The following is a 15,010-nucleotide window of genomic DNA, read 5'->3' as shown; positions in this document are numbered from 1 at the left end:
CGGACCACCGGGGCGGACCACCCGAGGTGATCGGCCGGGGGCAATCCGTCGGCTCAGTCCTCGACCGGTGCCGCCGCGCCCAGCTTCTCGGCCTCGGCCCGCAGGTCCCTGTTGCGGAGCTCCTTGGGGAGCGAGAAGGTCAGGGACTCGTCGGCCGTCTTGACGATCTCGACGTCCGCGTAACCGCGCTCGGCGAGCCACTCCAGGACCTCCTGCACCAGGACGTCCGGGACGGAGGCGCCGGAGGAGAGGCCGACGCTGGTGACGCCCTCCAGCCAGGCTTCGTCGATCTCGCTCGCGAAGTCCACGAGGTACGCGGCGGGCACGCCGGCCTGCTTGGCGACCTCGACCATGCGGATCGAGTTGGAGGAGTTCTTCGAGCCGACGACGATCACCAGCTCGGCCTGGCCGGCCAGCTCCTTGATCGCGGTCTGGCGGTTCTGCGTGGCGTAGCAGATGTCGTCGGACGGCGGGGAGATCAGCTGCGGGAACTTCTCCTTCAGCGCGTCGACCGTCTCCATCGTCTCGTCCACCGACAGCGTGGTCTGGGAGAGCCAGACGACCCGGGAGGGGTCGCGGACCTCGATCTTCGCCACGTCCTCGGGGCCGTCGACGAGCTGGATGTGGTCCGGGGCCTCGCCGGAGGTGCCGATGACCTCCTCGTGGCCCTCGTGGCCGATGAGGAGGATGTCGAAGTCGTCCTTGGCGAAGCGGACGGCCTCCTTGTGGACCTTGGTGACCAGCGGGCAGGTGGCGTCGATGGTCGCGAGCCGGCCCTGCCGGGCCTCCTCGTGGACGGTCGGGGCGACGCCGTGCGCGGAGAACATCACGATGTTGCCCGGCGGCACCTCGGTCGCCTGGTCGACGAAGATCGCGCCCTTCCGCTCCAGGGTCTGGACGACGTACTTGTTGTGGACGATCTCGTGCCGGACGTAGATCGGGGCCCCGTACTGTTCCAGGGCCTTCTCCACCGCGATCACGGCACGGTCCACGCCCGCGCAGTAGCCGCGGGGAGCGGCGAGCAGGACACGCTTCGGGCGGTTCGTCGCGGAGGCGGAATCGGGCGTCGGCGCGGGCGTTGCAGTCATGCGTCCCATCGTAAGGCCGCGTCCCCGCACGGCCGCGCCGGTCGGCGGAAGGCCGCGTTCCGTACGGCCGCGTCGGTCAGCGGTTCGGCCGCCGTCGTGGCCGAGACTGGGTCCATGGCCGAGGAATCGCGGGTGACGGCGGGTACGGGCGGCGAGGACCACACGGGGCTTCGACGGAACCTCGGGTTCCGCGACCTGGTCGTCTACGGACTTCTCTTCATCGCGCCCATGGCGCCGGTCGGCGTCTTCGGGACGCTGGACGCCAAGTCGCACGGCGCGGTCGCCCTCGTGTACCTGGTGGCCACGGTCGCCATGGCGTTCACGGCGTTCAGCTACGCCCAGATGGTGCGGGTCGCCCCCCAGGCGGGTTCCGTCTTCACCTACGCGCGCAAGGGGCTCGGGGAGGGGCCGGGGTTCGTCGCCGGGTGGATGGCGATGCTCGACTACCTGCTGATCCCCGCCGTCGCCTACCTCTTCGCGGGCATCGCCATGGAGGCGCTGGTCCCGGAGGTGGACCGGTGGGTGTGGACCGGGATCGCGGTGGTCGTCACCACCCTGCTCAACCTGTGGGGCGTCCGGGCGGCGGCCCGGGTCGGCTTCGCCGTGCTCGCGATGGAGATCGTGGTCCTGCTGGTCTTCGCCGTCTCGGCCGTGGTGACGCTCGTACGGGACGGGGCGCAGCGCGACTGGTGGTCGCCGCTGACCGGGGACGTCTCCTTCTCGCTCGCGGCGGTGCTCGGCGCGGTCTCGGTCGCCGTCCTCTCCTACCTGGGCTTCGACGCGATCGCCTCCTTCGCCGAGGAGGTCACCGGGGGGTCGGAGAAGGTGGCGCGGGCGCTGCTGTTCTGCCTGGCCCTCGCGGGCGTGCTCTTCGTGGCCCAGACCTGGCTGGTGGCGCTGCTCGAACCGGTCTCCTCCGCCGATCTCGCCGCCGACCCCGGAAAGCAGGGCTCCGCCTTCTACGACGCCGTGGACACCTCGGTCGGCGGCTGGCTGCACGACCTGGTGGCCGTCTCGAAGGCGATCGGCGCGGCCTTCGCGGCGCTCGCCGGGCAGGCGGCCGGGGGCCGGCTGCTCTTCGCGATGGGCCGCGACCGGCGCCTGCCCCGCCCGCTCGCCCGGACGGACGGCGGCGTGCCGCGCGTGGCGCTGCTCGTGGCGGCGGCGGTGACGATGATCGCGGCGGTGTGGGCGGCGCGACGGGACGACGGCCTCGACCACCTGGTGTCGGTGGTCGACGTCGGCGCCCTGACGGCCTTCGTCCTGCTGCACGCGAGCGTGGTGGGCTGGTTCGCCGTACGGAGGGGAGAGGGGCCGCCGCACGTGCTCAAACACGTGGTGGTCCCGGTCGTCGGCGCGGCGATCCTGGTCGCGGTGATCGTGGAGGCGTCGACGGCGGCCCAGGTGGTGGGCGTGGTGTGGCTGGGCGTGGGGCTCGTGGTGCTGGCCGTCCAGGGGGTGCGGCAGGAGTCCTGACGGGAGGAGGGCGCCCGGGGTGCGGGACCGCGCGGCGGGGTGTCCGGAGCCGCGCGCGGCGGGGGCCGCGGTGGGGTCCGCGGTGGGGTCCGCGCACGGCCCCGGCCCTCCCGTACGGGATCGGACCGTCCCGTACGGACCCGGACCGTCCCGTACGGACCCGGCCCCGGCCGTCCCGTACGACCGGCGTCCGGCGCCGTGACGCCCTCCGCCCTTCCGCCCCTCGGCGCCCTGACGTTGTCCTACCGCGCCGTTACGCTCGGTCCATGGCTCTGACTACGTCCGCGGAAACGCCGCTCCCCGTCGGTGAGGTCTCCCGGCTGATCGGCGGGTGGATCGACCGGCTCGGGGCGATCTGGGTCGAGGGGCAGATCACGCAGCTGTCGCGGCGCCCCGGTGCCGGGGTCGTCTTCCTGACGCTGCGGGACCCCTCGTACGACATCTCCATCGGCGTCACCTGCTACCGGCAGGTCTTCGACGCGGTCGCGGACGTCGTGTCGGAGGGGGCCAGGGTCGTCGTGCACGCCAAGCCCGAGTGGTACGCGCCGCGCGGGCAGCTGTCGCTGCGGGCCGTCGAGATCAAGCCGGTCGGGATCGGGGAGCTGCTCGCCCGCCTCGAACAGCTGAAGCGGACCCTGGCCGCCGAGGGCCTGTTCGCGTCCGACCGGAAGAGACCGCTGCCGTTCCTGCCACACCGGATCGGCCTCGTCTGCGGACGGGCGTCGGCCGCCGAGCGGGACGTGCTGGAGAACGCGCGCCGCCGCTGGCCCGCCGTCCGCTTCGAGGTGCGGAACGTCGCGGTGCAGGGCGTGAAGGCGGTTCCGCAGGTCGTGGGGGCGGTCCGGGAGCTGGACGCGGACCCGGGGGTGGACGTGATCATCGTGGCCCGGGGCGGCGGGAGCGTCGAGGACCTGCTGCCGTTCTCGGACGAGCAGCTCGTCCGGGCGGTGGCCGACTGCCGTACGCCGGTGGTCTCCGCGATCGGGCACGAACCGGACTCGCCCCTGCTCGACCTGGTGGCCGACCTGCGCGCCTCGACGCCGACGGACGCGGCCAAGAAGGTCGTCCCGGACGTCGGGGAGGAGCTGGACCGGGTGCGCGGCCTGCGCGACCGGGCGCTGCGGACCGTGCGGGGCCTCCTCGACCGCGAGGAGCGCGGGCTGGCGCACGCGCTCGCGCGGCCCGTCATGGAACGGCCGCTGCGCGTGGTCGAGGTCCGCGAGGACGAGGTGGCCGCGCTGCTCGCCCGGAGCCGGCGGGTCCTCGGCCATCTGCTCGACCGGGCCGACTCGGAGCTCTCGCACACCCGGGCGCGGGTCCGGGCGCTGTCGCCCGCCGCGACGATGGAACGGGGGTACGCGGTGCTCCAGCGGGCGGACGGCACGGTGGTCCGCTCCCCCGGCGAGGTCTCCGGGGACGAGGAGCTGCGGGCCCGGGTCGCGGAGGGCGAGTTCGCGGTGCGGCGCGTGGCCGACCCCGGCTGAGCGCTCCGGGGCCGGACGCCCCCGCACATGGCCGCCGGCCACGACCACGGCACATCGGCCGGCGTTCACCGATCACCGATCACCGACAGAGGACGAAACATGGCAGCGAGCACGAGCACGGGCACGGACGGGACGACGCTCGGGTACGAGCAGGCGCGGGACGAGCTGATCGAGGTCGTCCGGCGGCTGGAGGCGGGCGGGACGACCCTGGAGGAGTCCCTGGCGCTCTGGGAGCGCGGGGAGGAGCTGGCGAAGGTGTGCCGGCTCCGCCTCGAAGGGGCGCGGGCCCGCCTGGACGCGGCCCTCGCGTCGGAGGCGGACGGCGGGGAGGACGGGGCCGGGGACGACGGGGAGGGGTGACCTTCCGGTCCGCTCCCGTCCCGGCGTAGGATCACGAGTGAAGCGGATCACTATCCGGATTAGGTAGTTGAACTTTCACCAATCCTGGGCGTACTGTCGGGGACATCGCTTGAACTCCGTACGAGTGATCCCCCTTGTGCGCTTTCGCGCAGCCGCGCAGTCCGGAAGGTACGCAGCATGTCCCTCGCCCTTGACCCCGCCGCCCAGGACCTCCTCTTCCGCGAGGCCCGCACCGCCAACACGTTCACCGACGAGCCGGTGACCGACGAGCAGGTCCGGGCGATCTACGACCTGGTGAAGTACGGCCCCACCGCCTTCAACCAGTCCCCGCTGCGCATCACCCTGGTCCGCTCCCCCGAGGCCCGCGAGCGCCTGGTCGCGCACATGGCCGAGGGCAACCGGCCGAAGACCGCCGCCGCGCCGCTCGTCGCGATCCTCTCCGCCGACAACGAGTTCCACGACGAGCTGCCGGCCCTGCTCCCGCACTTCCCGCAGGCCAAGGACATGTTCTTCGCCGAGCGCCCGGCCCGTGAGCAGTCCGCCCTGCTGAACGCCGCCCTCCAGGCCGCGTACTTCATCGTGGGCGTCCGCGCCGCCGGCCTGGCCGCCGGTCCGATGACCGGCCTGGACTTCGCCGGTGTCCAGAAGGAGTTCCTCGACGACGACCACACCCCGCTGATGGTCGTCAACATCGGCAAGCCGGGCGAGGACGCCTGGTTCCCGCGCTCCCCGCGCCTGTCCTTCGACGAGGTCGTCACCACCGTCTGAGACCGGCGGGCCGGTGACCGCGGTCACCGCCGCGGCCACCGCCACGGGAAGGGCCCCGCACTCCACGAGTGCGGGGCCCTTCCCGTACGCCTCCCGGGCCGGCCCGGCAGGTCCCGGACCCGCCCCGGCCCTCCCGGCGCCCTCGGCCCCGGGGACGCCTCAGACCTTCTTCGACCGCAGCGAGCCCGCCATCTCGGCCAGCCGGTCGAAGGAGACCGTGCCGGTCACCACGGTCGTGGCGCCGTCCTGCGTGCGTACGAGCGCGTCGTACTTCGGGCCCTCCCAGAGCTGCCAGACCTCACCGGCGACCGCCCGGGTCTTCCCCGTGTTCTTCGCCTTGTGGGTGACCTCGGGCACGAACGCGCCCGCCGCCGCCGTGGACTGGTGGATCGCCACGTACTGCGTGTCCGGGGAGAGGAAGCCGAGCTGCCACGCGTCGGCCTTCTCGCGCCGGTACGAGACGACCGTCGCCCTCCAGCCCTCTCCGAGGCCCTCGGGGGCCAGCACCGGATACGGCGCCGCCCGCTGGGCCGTCAGGAGCTCGACCCGGTAGTCCTTCGCCTTGACCGGCTCCGTGCTCTCGTCGTGCGGGATGAAGAGATACATCACGCCCGCGGCGACCATGATCACACCGAGGGACTGGAACATCCCGCGTACCGTCTGCCTGCCTCGCATACCTGCCACGCCCCCCATGGTCGCATCACGGTCCCGTGCTCATACGTAGGCCCCCCTGCTCATTTTGTCGACCTGACGATAGAGTCGCAGCACCCTCTTTTTTTCCCGGCCGTCGCCGTACAGAAAGGTGCGCCCCGATGACCGAGCACACCCTCCCGCCCGAACTGGAGGTCTCCCCCGAGGCCCCCGACCGCAACCTCGCCCTCGAACTGGTCCGCGTGACCGAGGCCGCCGCCATGGCCGCCGGGCGCTGGGTCGGCCGCGGCGACAAGATCGGCGCGGACGGCGCGGCGGTCAACGCCATGCGCACCCTGATCTCCACCGTCTCGATGGACGGCGTCGTCGTCATCGGCGAGGGGGAGAAGGACGAAGCCCCCATGCTCTTCAACGGCGAGCGGGTCGGCGACGGCACCGGCGCCGAGGTCGACATCGCGGTCGACCCGATCGACGGCACCACGCTCAACGCCAAGGGCATGCCCAACGCGATCGCCGTCCTGGCCGCCGCCGACCGCGGCAGCATGTTCGACCCGTCCGCGGTCTTCTACATGGACAAGCTGGTCACCGGCCCGGAGGCCGCCGACTTCGTCGACATCAACGCCCCCGTCTCGGTCAACATCCGCCGGGTCGCCAGGGCGAAGAACTCCTCGCCCGAGGACATCACGGTCGTCATCCTGGACCGCCCCCGCCACGAGGGCATCGTCAAGGAGATCCGCGAGACCGGGGCCCGGATCAAGTTCATCTCGGACGGCGACGTCGCCGGTTCGATCATGGCCGTCCGCGAGGGCACCGGCGTCGACATGCTCATGGGCGTCGGCGGCACCCCCGAGGGCATCATCTCCGCCTGCGCCATCAAGTGCCTCGGCGGCGTGATCCAGGGCAAGCTCTGGCCGAAGGACGAGACCGAGCGGCAGAAGGCCCTCGACGCGGGCCACGACCTGGACCGGGTGCTCTCCACGGACGACCTGGTCGGCGGGGACAACGTCTTCTTCGTGGCCACCGGCATCACCGACGGCGAACTGCTGCGCGGGGTGCGCTACCGCGCCGAGACGGCGACCACGCAGTCCCTGGTCATGCGCTCGAAGTCGGGCACGATCCGCCAGATCGACTCCACGCACCGGCTCTCGAAGCTGCGCGCGTACAGCAAGATCGACTTCGATCGCGCCAACTGAGACGGTCCGCCGCCGGTCCGGCGGGAGCCGCCGGACGGACGGCACGAAGAGGGGCGCCCCCATGTGCGGTGGGGGCGCCCCTTCCCGTACGGGCCCGCGCGGAGCGTCCGCGCCTCCGTCGGGGTCCGGTCAGCCCGCCTTGGCGATCCGTTCGGCCGGGGCCGACTTCCTCAGCTCCACCTCGCGCCGCCGGCGCCGGGCCAGCACGACGCGGCGCTCCGCCGCCGTGAGCCCGCCCCACACCCCGTACGGCTCCGGCTGGAGCAGCGCGTGCTCGCGGCACTCGACCATCACCGGACAGCGCGCGCAGACCCGCTTGGCCGCCTCCTCGCGCGCGAGGCGCGCGGCGGTGGGCTCCTTGGAGGGGGCGAAGAAGAGTCCGGCCTCGTCCCTGCGGCACACCGCCTCCGCGTGCCACGGACCGCCCTCGTCCTCCCGGGCGGGGGTGCGCGGCGGGGGGACGGCGACGGCCTGGAGGGGCTGATGCGGCAGTTGCAGCACGGTCTACTCCTGACGACGGCTTCGCGGGCGAGGGCGATGCACGAGCCTTACCCACTGTGCGTGCGCCTATGCACTGGGTGCCGCCGCGCACCGCCCCGCGAACGCCGGACGGCGCATTCCGGTCACCTCGTGGCCGGTCTTCCCGCCCTCGCGGCGCCTCGCGACCGTCCGCTCCCACCCCGCCGGGCCGGCGCGCGCTCCCGCTCCCGCCCCGCCGCCGGCGTACTCCCCCGCGCCCGGACGCCGGGCGCCCGGCCGGGGCGTCCGCGTCCGGTGTCCGTCAGTGGCCCAGGTGCTTCCGTGCTCTGGCCTGGAGGTCCGTGATCCACTTGCCGCGCTTGGGCCGCGCCTCGACGTTCCCGAAGACCGAGTAGCCGTTGACGACGACGACCGGGGCCTGCGGATCGACGCCCTCCAGGGTCACGACCTCGAAGTTGCCGAAGATCCCGCTGCCGTTGCCGCGCAGGCTGATGTTCTCCGGGACCCGCACCTCGACGTTGCCGAAGACGGAGGTGGCGTTGATGGTGGTGAGGCGCTGGGCGAAGATCGCCTCGGTCAGGTCGATCTCGACGTTGCCGAAGAACGCGAACGCGTTCGTCCGGCGGCCCACCCGCCAGCGGCCCTTGCGGGTGGTGCTGGAGAAGACCGCGACGAGGTTGTCCGGGGCGCCCTCCGGGACGTCGGGGCCGTAGGCGTACGCCTCCCCGGGCTCCGGCCGGGAGGTCCGGGCCGCCGGCAGGTCGCGGACGATCGGCTCCAGCTCCCCGACCGTCTTGGCACGGTAGACCGCGTCGATCCGGTCCGCGTGCTCCTCGGGGTCGAGCCGCCCCTCGGCCAGGGCGTCCCTCAGGATGTCCGCGATCCGGTCCCGGTCCGCGTCCGAGGCCCGCAGCGAGCCCTCCGGATCGGCGAAGACGGGCGCCGCGGGGGCGGTCTCGGCGGGGGCGGCCGACCGCTGCGGCTGCGGCTGCTTCTCGGGTTCGGGCTGCTTTTCGAGGTCCACGGAGGCAGCCTAGCGAAACGCGATAGATCGCGACCAGGGGGCGGGGCCGGAAGGCGCGGACGGAATCGGCGCGGACGGGTCCGGCCGCGCCCGGGACCCGGCGCCGGCGCGGGTGAGCCTTACCTCACAGGAACGCCGGGGCGGGCGCGTTCTACGCTGGAGGGCGCGCCGCCAACGGAGGCGGCGCCGCCGTCCGCCGAGTGAGGAATGACCGCCGTCATGCCAGAGTTTTCGTACTCCGATCTGCTCCCCCTGGGAGAGGACACCACGCCCTACCGCCTGGTGACCTCCGAAGGCGTCTCCACCTTCGAGGCCGACGGGCGTACGTTCCTCAAGGTCGAGCCGGAGGCGCTGCGCACGCTGGCCGCCGAGGCGATCCACGACATCCAGCACTTCCTGCGCCCGGCCCACCTGGCCCAGCTGCGCCGGATCATCGACGACCCGGAGGCGTCGGGCAACGACAAGTTCGTCGCGCTCGACCTCCTGAAGAACGCGAACATCGCCGCCGCCGGCGTCCTCCCGATGTGCCAGGACACCGGCACCGCGATCGTCATGGGCAAGCGCGGCCAGAACGTGCTGACGGGCGGCCGCGACGAGGAGGCCCTGTCCAAGGGCGTCTACGACGCGTACACCAAGCTCAACCTGCGGTACTCGCAGATGGCCCCGGTGACCATGTGGGAGGAGAAGAACACCGGCTCGAACCTGCCCGCGCAGATCGAGCTGTACGCGACCGACGGCGGCGCGTACAAGTTCCTCTTCATGGCCAAGGGGGGCGGCTCCGCCAACAAGTCCTTCCTCTACCAGGAGACGAAGGCCGTCCTCAACGAGGCGAGCATGATGAAGTTCCTGGAGGAGAAGATCCGCTCGCTCGGCACGGCCGCCTGCCCGCCGTACCACCTGGCGATCGTCGTCGGCGGCACCAGCGCCGAGTTCGCCCTGAAGACCGCCAAGTACGCCTCCGCGCACTACCTGGACGAGCTGCCCACCGAGGGCTCGGCCGAGACCGGCCACGGCTTCCGCGACAAGGAGCTGGAGGAGAAGGTCTTCGAGCTGACGCAGCGGATCGGCATCGGCGCGCAGTTCGGCGGCAAGTACTTCTGCCACGACGTGCGCGTGGTGCGCCTGCCGCGCCACGGCGCCTCGCTGCCCGTCGCGATCGCCGTCTCCTGCTCGGCCGACCGCCAGGCCGTCGCGAAGATCACCGCCGAGGGCGTCTTCCTGGAGCAGCTGGAGACGGACCCGGCGCGGTTCCTGCCGGAGACGGAGGACTCCGACCTGGAGGCCGGCGAGGTCGTGCGGATCGACCTCAACCAGCCGATGGACGACATCCTGGCCGAGCTGACCAGGCACCCGGTCAAGACCCGCCTCTCCCTGACCGGGCCGCTGGTCGTGGCGCGCGACATCGCGCACGCCAAGATCAAGGAGCGCCTGGACGCGGGCGAGGAGATGCCGCAGTACCTGAAGGACCACCCGGTGTACTACGCGGGTCCGGCGAAGACCCCCGAGGGGTACGCCTCCGGCTCCTTCGGCCCGACGACGGCCGGCCGCATGGACAGCTACGTCGAGCAGTTCCAGGCGGCGGGCGGCTCGAAGGTCATGCTGGCCAAGGGCAACCGCTCGCAGCAGGTCACCGACGCGTGCGGCACGCACGGCGGCTTCTACCTCGGCTCGATCGGCGGCCCGGCGGCCCGCCTCGCGCAGGACTGCATCAAGAAGGTCGAGGTCGTCGAGTACGAGGAGCTCGGCATGGAGGCGGTCTGGAAGATCGAGGTCGAGGACTTCCCGGCCTTCGTCGTCGTGGACGACAAGGGGAACGACTTCTTCCAGAACCCGGCGCCGGAGCCGACGTTCACCCACATCCCGGTGCGGGGCCCCGGCCTCGCCTGACCCGGGACGGCGTCCCCCGAGGGGCCCCGGCCACCACCGGCCGGGGTTCCTCCCGCCGTCCGCGCCGGGGCGTCAACCGCCCTGTTCGGCGAGGGCCTTGACGCCCGCGAGGGTCGCCTCCATCCCCGTGCGCAGCTCTTCCAGCCGGGCGGCGACGATCTCCTCCTCGCGGTCCGGCCACCGTTCGATGGTCAGGGTGACTCCGCTGCGGCCCGGACCGAGGCGGGCCGACTGCCGCAGCCGGGTGCCCCCGTCCTCGGGGGCGAGTTCGTAGCGCCAGGCCGCCAGGGCCCCCGCCGGGTCCGGTACCGGCTCCCCGAAGAGGCCGTCCGCGTCCGTGACGGCCCAGGCGAACACCCGCCGTTCCACCAGCTCGGTCACGTACGAGACGGTCCGCCACTCGCCGAGCAGCCGGTGGTGGTTGTACCCCTCGAAGCGCGCGCCCGGCCGGGGGCCGTCCGCCCCGTCGAGCCAGGCGGCGCGCCGCAGTTCGGGACTGAACCGGGCGGGCAGCAGGATGTCGGTCACCAGCTCCCAGACCAGGGGCACGGACGCCCCGATGTGGATGTCACCGTGCGTGCTCGGCCCCTCGGCGTACTTCATGGCGCTCCCTCCGTTCCGGTCCCCGATCATCCCGGGGGCCGGTCCGCCTCCACAACGGGACTTCGGTCACTCCCGTCCGGACGCGGGGACGCGCGCCGCGCCGGCCCCGCCCGCCGGGACCTCCCGGATCCGGCGGGTCCGGTCCGGGACTACCCTGCCGGTCATGAGACTTCCGGCACGGCTCCTGGTTCCCGTCCTCCTCGCGGCGGGACCGCTGCTGTCCGGCTGCGGTCCCGAGCCGCTGCCGGAGGTCGCCGGTGGGGCGCGGCCGACCGCGGGGCCGCCGGGGACCGGAGCCCCGGCCGCGCCCGCCGCCGGGGCCTCCCTCGGCGGCCCGGGGACGGCCTGCGTCCTGCCGGTCTCCTTCACGCTCGCGGCGGAGTGGAGGCCGAAGGCGGTCGTGGTCCCCGAGGGGTCCGAACTCGCGGAGCTCGCCCGCCGGGGGCCGGCCGTCATGCGCTGCGAGATCGACGCCAAACCGGCCGGACACCTGGGCTTCCTGCGGGTGTGGACGGCGGAGAAGGGGTCCGCGCGGGCCGTGCTCGAAGGTTTCGTGACGGCGGGCGGGAAGAGTCCGGGCGCCTTCTACCGGGAGACGACGGCGGGCGCGCTGCCCGCCGTCGAGGCGACCTACACGGTGCGGGACGAGCCACTCGGCAAGAGTGCCGAGACCGAGAACGCCGGGGGCAAGGAGGCCCGCGCCTTCGCCGTCACCACCCCGCGCGGGGTGGTCGTGGTCGATCTCGGCGGGTCGGACACCGGGGAGCACCGCGCGATGCTCCCGGCGTACGAACTGGCCCGCACGACCCTGAAGGGCTCCTGAGCCGGGCGTGCCGCGGCCCCCGTCCCGTGCTGGACGGGGGCCGCGGTGTTCCCTGCGGGGTACGGGCTACGCGAACTTCTGGTTCGCGGAGCCGTCGCAGGTCTGGAGCCTGACGGGCTCCCTCGCCGCGCCCTGGGTGAGGCAGACGCCGGTCGCGGCGGCGGGCCGGATGGTGGCGCCGTCACGGACGAACTTCTGGTTGGCGCCGCCGTGGCAGTTCCAGAGGAGCAGGGCCGTGCCCGTCCGGTACTGGAGGTCGGGCACGTCGAGACAGCGGTCCTGGGTGAGGCCGGTGTGGACGGTCTGCCGGGCGGAGTCGTACCACCAGGTCTGGTTGCGTCCGTCGTGGCAGTCCCAGCCGAGGACCCGGGTGCCGTTGGAGCTGCTCGCGGCGTCCACGTCCAGGCAGTTGCCGGTCGCCTGGTTCCTCAGCGGCCGGTAGGCGTCGTCCCAGGCGAGCGGGAAGAGGGCGGGCTTGCCGGTGGAGTTCACGTCGGCACAGCTCGCCTCGCGCAGGCCGGACGCGTAGAGCTGGGTGAGGCAGGAGGCGAAGGCGGCATGCCCGCGCGCGTTGGGGTGGAAGGACTGGCGGACGGAGTTCTCGTCCGGCAGGCCGGGCTTGGTGACGTCGATGTAGAGGCCCCGGGCCCAGGGGTCCTCCATGCAGACCTCGTGGCCGTGGAAGAGGCGGGAGTTGTCGAGGTAGGTGGCCCCGGTGCTCGCGGCGGCCTTCCGCATGCCGCGCTCGAAGGCGGGTACGGCGGTGTTGCGGCCCCAGACGGTGTCGGAGTCGTAGCCCAGGCCGCCGCAGGCCAGCTTGCCGGGGAAGTTCGGGTTGTCGCGGAAGTCGGGGCCGATCGGGCTGGGGTAGCCCATGAGGACGAGCTTGTAGTCGCCGTCGGCGTACCCGGCGTCGCGCATGACGGTCCTCAGGTCGCGGACGGTCTGTTCGACCTTGGGGACGAGTCCGTCGACGCGGGCCTGCCAGCCGGGGGCGTACTTGGGCTCGCAGGCGCCCTGGCTGAGGAGGTAGCGGGTGACGCAGTCGGTCATGACGGGGCCGAACTGGAGGTCGTCGTTGGCTCCGGCGACGAGGAGGACCATCTTGACGCGGGTGTTGCGCGCCTTGACGGCGAGGTTGTCGCTCTGGACGAGTTCGTCGGCGTACTGCGGGGAGCCGCCGATGCGGATGTTGCCGCTGTACGCGCCGGAGCAGGACACGTTGAACGTGAGGTCCGCGGGGATCCCGGTGCGGTGGATGGCGGCGTCGGGCGAGCGGTGGCACCAGTTGGTGGGACCGTTGGTGGGGGGTTCGTAGGTCCCGACGCCCTCGCCGGAGATCTCGCTGTCGCCGAGCGAGACCAGTCCGGTCCTGCGCTGGTCGAGCGGGCGCTCCTCGGGGCTTCCGTAGATCTTGGTGGCCTCGGCCGCCCGGATCGCCTCCAGGGCGGGGGGAAGGGGTACGGAGGAGACGGTGGCCCTCGTGCCGGTGGCCGTGTCGGCCGCGCCGGCGGGAGCGGTGGCCGCGATCATGGTTCCGAGGACCGCGGCGGCCGCGGCGACGGCTGCGGCGGGCCGGCGGAGTCTGTACCTGGTGCGCGTCATGGCGCCTCCTGGAAGTGGGGTTACCCACGGTTTTTACTGGCCGGTACGCGGCTTGGGAATACATCGAACAAGACAACTGCTCAACTTTTTCGGGAGGTTGAAGAAGATGAACGACCGTGAGCCCTACCGGATCGAGCACGATTCCATGGGTGAGGTGCGGGTTCCCGCCCACGCCAAGTGGCGGGCGCAGACCCAGCGGGCGGTGGAGAACTTCCCCGTGTCGGGCCAGCGCCTGGAACGCGCCCACATCGAGGCCCTGGCCCGGATCAAGGCCGCCGCCGCCAAGGTCAACGCCGGGCTCGGGGTGATCGACGGGGACCGGGCCGGGGCGATCGTCTCGGCGGCCGGGGAGGTCGCGGAGGGCCGCTGGGACGAGCACTTCCCCGTGGACGTCTTCCAGACCGGCTCGGGCACCTCGTCCAACATGAACGCCAACGAGGTGATCGCCACCCTCGCCACCGAGCGGCTGCCGGAGGGCCGGGAGGTCCACCCCAACGACCACGTGAACGCCTCGCAGTCCTCCAACGACGTCTTCCCGTCCTCCATCCACATCGCGGCCACCGGCGCCGTCACCCGCGACCTGATCCCCGCCCTGGAGCACCTGGCCGCCGCCCTGGAGCGGAAATCGGCCGAATTCGCGGAGGTCGTGAAGTCCGGCCGCACCCACCTGATGGACGCCACCCCGGTCACCCTCGGCCAGGAGTTCGGCGGGTACGCGGCCCAGATCCGGTACGGGGTCGAACGGCTGCGGTCCGCGCTCCCCCGGCTCGCGGAACTCCCCCTCGGCGGCACGGCGGTGGGCACCGGCATCAACACCCCGCCCGGCTTCTCGGCGGCCGTCATCGAGGAGGTCGCCCGCACGACCGGGCTGCCGCTGACCGAGGCCCGCGACCACTTCGAGGCGCAGGGCGCCCGCGACGGCCTGGTGGAGACGTCCGGGCAGCTCAGGACCCTCGCCGTCTCCCTCACCAAGATCGCCAACGATCTGCGCTGGATGGCCAGCGGGCCGCGCACGGGCCTCGCGGAGATCAACCTCCCCGACCTCCAGCCCGGCTCCTCGATCATGCCCGGCAAGGTGAACCCGGTGATCCCCGAGGCGGTCCTGATGGTCGCCGCGCAGGTGACCGGGAACGACACGACGGTGGCGGTGGCGGGCGCGGCCGGGAACTTCGAGCTCAACGTCATGCTGCCGGTGATGGCCAAGAACCTGCTGGAGTCCGTACGGCTCCTGGCCAACGCCTCCCGGCTGCTCGCGGACCGCACGGTCGACGGGATCACGGCCAACGCCGGACGCGCCCGCGAGTACGCCGAGTCCTCGCCGTCCGTGGTCACCCCGCTGAACAAGTACATCGGCTACGAGGAGGCCGCCAAGGTCGCCAAGAAGTCCCTCGCCGAGCGGAGGACCATCCGCGAGGTGGTCCTCGACTCCGGGTACGTCGAGCGGGGCGACCTCACCCTGGAACAGCTGGACGAAGCCCTCGACGTCCTGCGGATGACGCGCCCGTAGGGCGGGGGCGGCCGCCCGTGACCCGTGCCGCGGCGGCGCCGGGGGCGTGTGCCGGAAGCGG

Annotated in this window: 14 protein-coding genes; 8 read left to right on the top strand and 6 right to left on the bottom strand. The window is 72.7% G+C overall.

Annotated elements, in window-relative coordinates; all coding sequences use genetic code 11:
* Positions 1-53: 53 nt before the first annotated feature.
* Complete coding sequence (locus ACZ6AQ_RS14060) at positions 54-1,097, bottom strand: 4-hydroxy-3-methylbut-2-enyl diphosphate reductase (protein WP_388693397.1); 1,044 nt, start codon at positions 1,095-1,097, stop codon at positions 54-56.
* Between the two features lie 105 nt (positions 1,098-1,202).
* On the opposite strand from ACZ6AQ_RS14060, the gene ACZ6AQ_RS14055 reads away from it, so the two are divergent.
* The 4 genes from ACZ6AQ_RS14055 (at position 1,203) to ACZ6AQ_RS14040 (ending at position 5,176) form a co-directional block, all read left to right on the top strand.
* On the top strand, positions 1,203-2,564 hold the full coding sequence (locus ACZ6AQ_RS14055; RefSeq protein ID WP_468760002.1) for an APC family permease: 1,362 nt from the start codon (positions 1,203-1,205) through the stop codon (positions 2,562-2,564).
* A gap of 266 nt (positions 2,565-2,830) precedes the next feature.
* Entirely contained in the window at positions 2,831-4,048 is a 1,218-nt protein-coding gene (gene xseA, locus ACZ6AQ_RS14050; protein WP_468760001.1) for an exodeoxyribonuclease VII large subunit, read from the top strand.
* Between the two features lie 99 nt (positions 4,049-4,147).
* Complete coding sequence (locus tag ACZ6AQ_RS14045) at positions 4,148-4,408, top strand: exodeoxyribonuclease VII small subunit (protein ID WP_468759999.1); 261 nt, start codon at positions 4,148-4,150, stop codon at positions 4,406-4,408.
* 177 nt (positions 4,409-4,585) lie between these two features.
* A complete protein-coding gene (locus ACZ6AQ_RS14040) occupies positions 4,586-5,176 on the top strand; it encodes a malonic semialdehyde reductase (protein ID WP_388693390.1) in 591 nt (196 codons plus the stop codon).
* A gap of 159 nt (positions 5,177-5,335) precedes the next feature.
* On the opposite strand, the gene ACZ6AQ_RS14035 is transcribed toward ACZ6AQ_RS14040, so the two are convergent.
* Positions 5,336-5,869 carry a DUF4245 domain-containing protein gene (locus ACZ6AQ_RS14035; RefSeq protein WP_468759997.1) on the bottom strand — a complete coding sequence of 178 codons (534 nt, stop codon included), beginning with the start codon at positions 5,867-5,869 and terminating at the stop codon, positions 5,336-5,338.
* A gap of 119 nt (positions 5,870-5,988) precedes the next feature.
* Between ACZ6AQ_RS14035 and glpX the strand changes: the two genes are divergently transcribed.
* Positions 5,989-7,020: a class II fructose-bisphosphatase gene (gene glpX, locus ACZ6AQ_RS14030; protein WP_468759996.1), complete on the top strand. Its 1,032-nt coding sequence runs from the start codon at positions 5,989-5,991 to the stop codon at positions 7,018-7,020.
* Positions 7,021-7,149: 129 nt separating this feature from the next.
* Here the strand turns inward: glpX and ACZ6AQ_RS14025 are convergent, their stop codons facing one another.
* The gene (locus ACZ6AQ_RS14025) at positions 7,150-7,521 is read right to left on the bottom strand and encodes a WhiB family transcriptional regulator (RefSeq protein WP_388693384.1); all 372 of its coding nucleotides are present in this window, start codon (positions 7,519-7,521) and stop codon (positions 7,150-7,152) included.
* 280 nt (positions 7,522-7,801) lie between these two features.
* Entirely contained in the window at positions 7,802-8,524 is a 723-nt protein-coding gene (locus ACZ6AQ_RS14020) for a DUF1707 SHOCT-like domain-containing protein (protein WP_468759995.1), read from the bottom strand.
* A gap of 219 nt (positions 8,525-8,743) precedes the next feature.
* Between ACZ6AQ_RS14020 and ACZ6AQ_RS14015 the strand changes: the two genes are divergently transcribed.
* Positions 8,744-10,411 (top strand): fumarate hydratase, encoded by a 1,668-nt coding sequence (locus ACZ6AQ_RS14015; protein ID WP_468759994.1) that lies wholly within the window; start codon positions 8,744-8,746, stop codon positions 10,409-10,411.
* 72 nt (positions 10,412-10,483) lie between these two features.
* Here ACZ6AQ_RS14015 and ACZ6AQ_RS14010 read toward each other — a convergent pair whose 3' ends face one another.
* Positions 10,484-11,014 carry an SRPBCC family protein gene (locus ACZ6AQ_RS14010; protein WP_468759992.1) on the bottom strand — a complete coding sequence of 177 codons (531 nt, stop codon included), beginning with the start codon at positions 11,012-11,014 and terminating at the stop codon, positions 10,484-10,486.
* Positions 11,015-11,177: 163 nt separating this feature from the next.
* Between ACZ6AQ_RS14010 and ACZ6AQ_RS14005 the strand changes: the two genes are divergently transcribed.
* Positions 11,178-11,837 (top strand): lipoprotein, encoded by a 660-nt coding sequence (locus ACZ6AQ_RS14005; RefSeq protein WP_468759990.1) that lies wholly within the window; start codon positions 11,178-11,180, stop codon positions 11,835-11,837.
* A 66-nt stretch (positions 11,838-11,903) separates the two neighbouring features.
* Here ACZ6AQ_RS14005 and ACZ6AQ_RS14000 read toward each other — a convergent pair whose 3' ends face one another.
* The gene (locus tag ACZ6AQ_RS14000) at positions 11,904-13,442 is read right to left on the bottom strand and encodes a ricin-type beta-trefoil lectin domain protein (RefSeq protein WP_468759988.1); all 1,539 of its coding nucleotides are present in this window, start codon (positions 13,440-13,442) and stop codon (positions 11,904-11,906) included.
* Positions 13,443-13,548: 106 nt separating this feature from the next.
* On the opposite strand from ACZ6AQ_RS14000, the gene ACZ6AQ_RS13995 reads away from it, so the two are divergent.
* A complete protein-coding gene (locus ACZ6AQ_RS13995) occupies positions 13,549-14,949 on the top strand; it encodes a class II fumarate hydratase (RefSeq protein ID WP_468759987.1) in 1,401 nt (466 codons plus the stop codon).
* Positions 14,950-15,010: the final 61 nt, after the last annotated feature.

This window comes from Streptomyces sp. NPDC041191 (genome assembly GCF_055591945.1).
Note: the sequence above shows the minus strand (reverse complement) of the source record. Positions and strands in the feature narration are given on the sequence as shown.

Excerpts from the sequence above, each read along its gene's own strand:
- ACZ6AQ_RS14060 (WP_388693397.1), bottom strand. The coding sequence starts at position 1,097 with ATGGGACGCATGACTGCAACGCCCGCGCCGACGCCCGATTCCGCCTCC.
- ACZ6AQ_RS14055 (WP_468760002.1), top strand. The coding sequence starts at position 1,203 with ATGGCCGAGGAATCGCGGGTGACGGCGGGTACGGGCGGCGAGGACCAC.
- xseA (WP_468760001.1), top strand. The coding sequence starts at position 2,831 with ATGGCTCTGACTACGTCCGCGGAAACGCCGCTCCCCGTCGGTGAGGTC.
- ACZ6AQ_RS14045 (WP_468759999.1), top strand. The coding sequence starts at position 4,148 with ATGGCAGCGAGCACGAGCACGGGCACGGACGGGACGACGCTCGGGTAC.
- ACZ6AQ_RS14040 (WP_388693390.1), top strand. The coding sequence starts at position 4,586 with ATGTCCCTCGCCCTTGACCCCGCCGCCCAGGACCTCCTCTTCCGCGAG.
- ACZ6AQ_RS14035 (WP_468759997.1), bottom strand. The coding sequence starts at position 5,869 with ATGGGGGGCGTGGCAGGTATGCGAGGCAGGCAGACGGTACGCGGGATG.
- glpX (WP_468759996.1), top strand. The coding sequence starts at position 5,989 with ATGACCGAGCACACCCTCCCGCCCGAACTGGAGGTCTCCCCCGAGGCC.
- ACZ6AQ_RS14015 (WP_468759994.1), top strand. The coding sequence starts at position 8,744 with ATGCCAGAGTTTTCGTACTCCGATCTGCTCCCCCTGGGAGAGGACACC.
- ACZ6AQ_RS14010 (WP_468759992.1), bottom strand. The coding sequence starts at position 11,014 with ATGAAGTACGCCGAGGGGCCGAGCACGCACGGTGACATCCACATCGGG.
- ACZ6AQ_RS14005 (WP_468759990.1), top strand. The coding sequence starts at position 11,178 with ATGAGACTTCCGGCACGGCTCCTGGTTCCCGTCCTCCTCGCGGCGGGA.
- ACZ6AQ_RS14000 (WP_468759988.1), bottom strand. The coding sequence starts at position 13,442 with ATGACGCGCACCAGGTACAGACTCCGCCGGCCCGCCGCAGCCGTCGCC.
- ACZ6AQ_RS13995 (WP_468759987.1), top strand. The coding sequence starts at position 13,549 with ATGAACGACCGTGAGCCCTACCGGATCGAGCACGATTCCATGGGTGAG.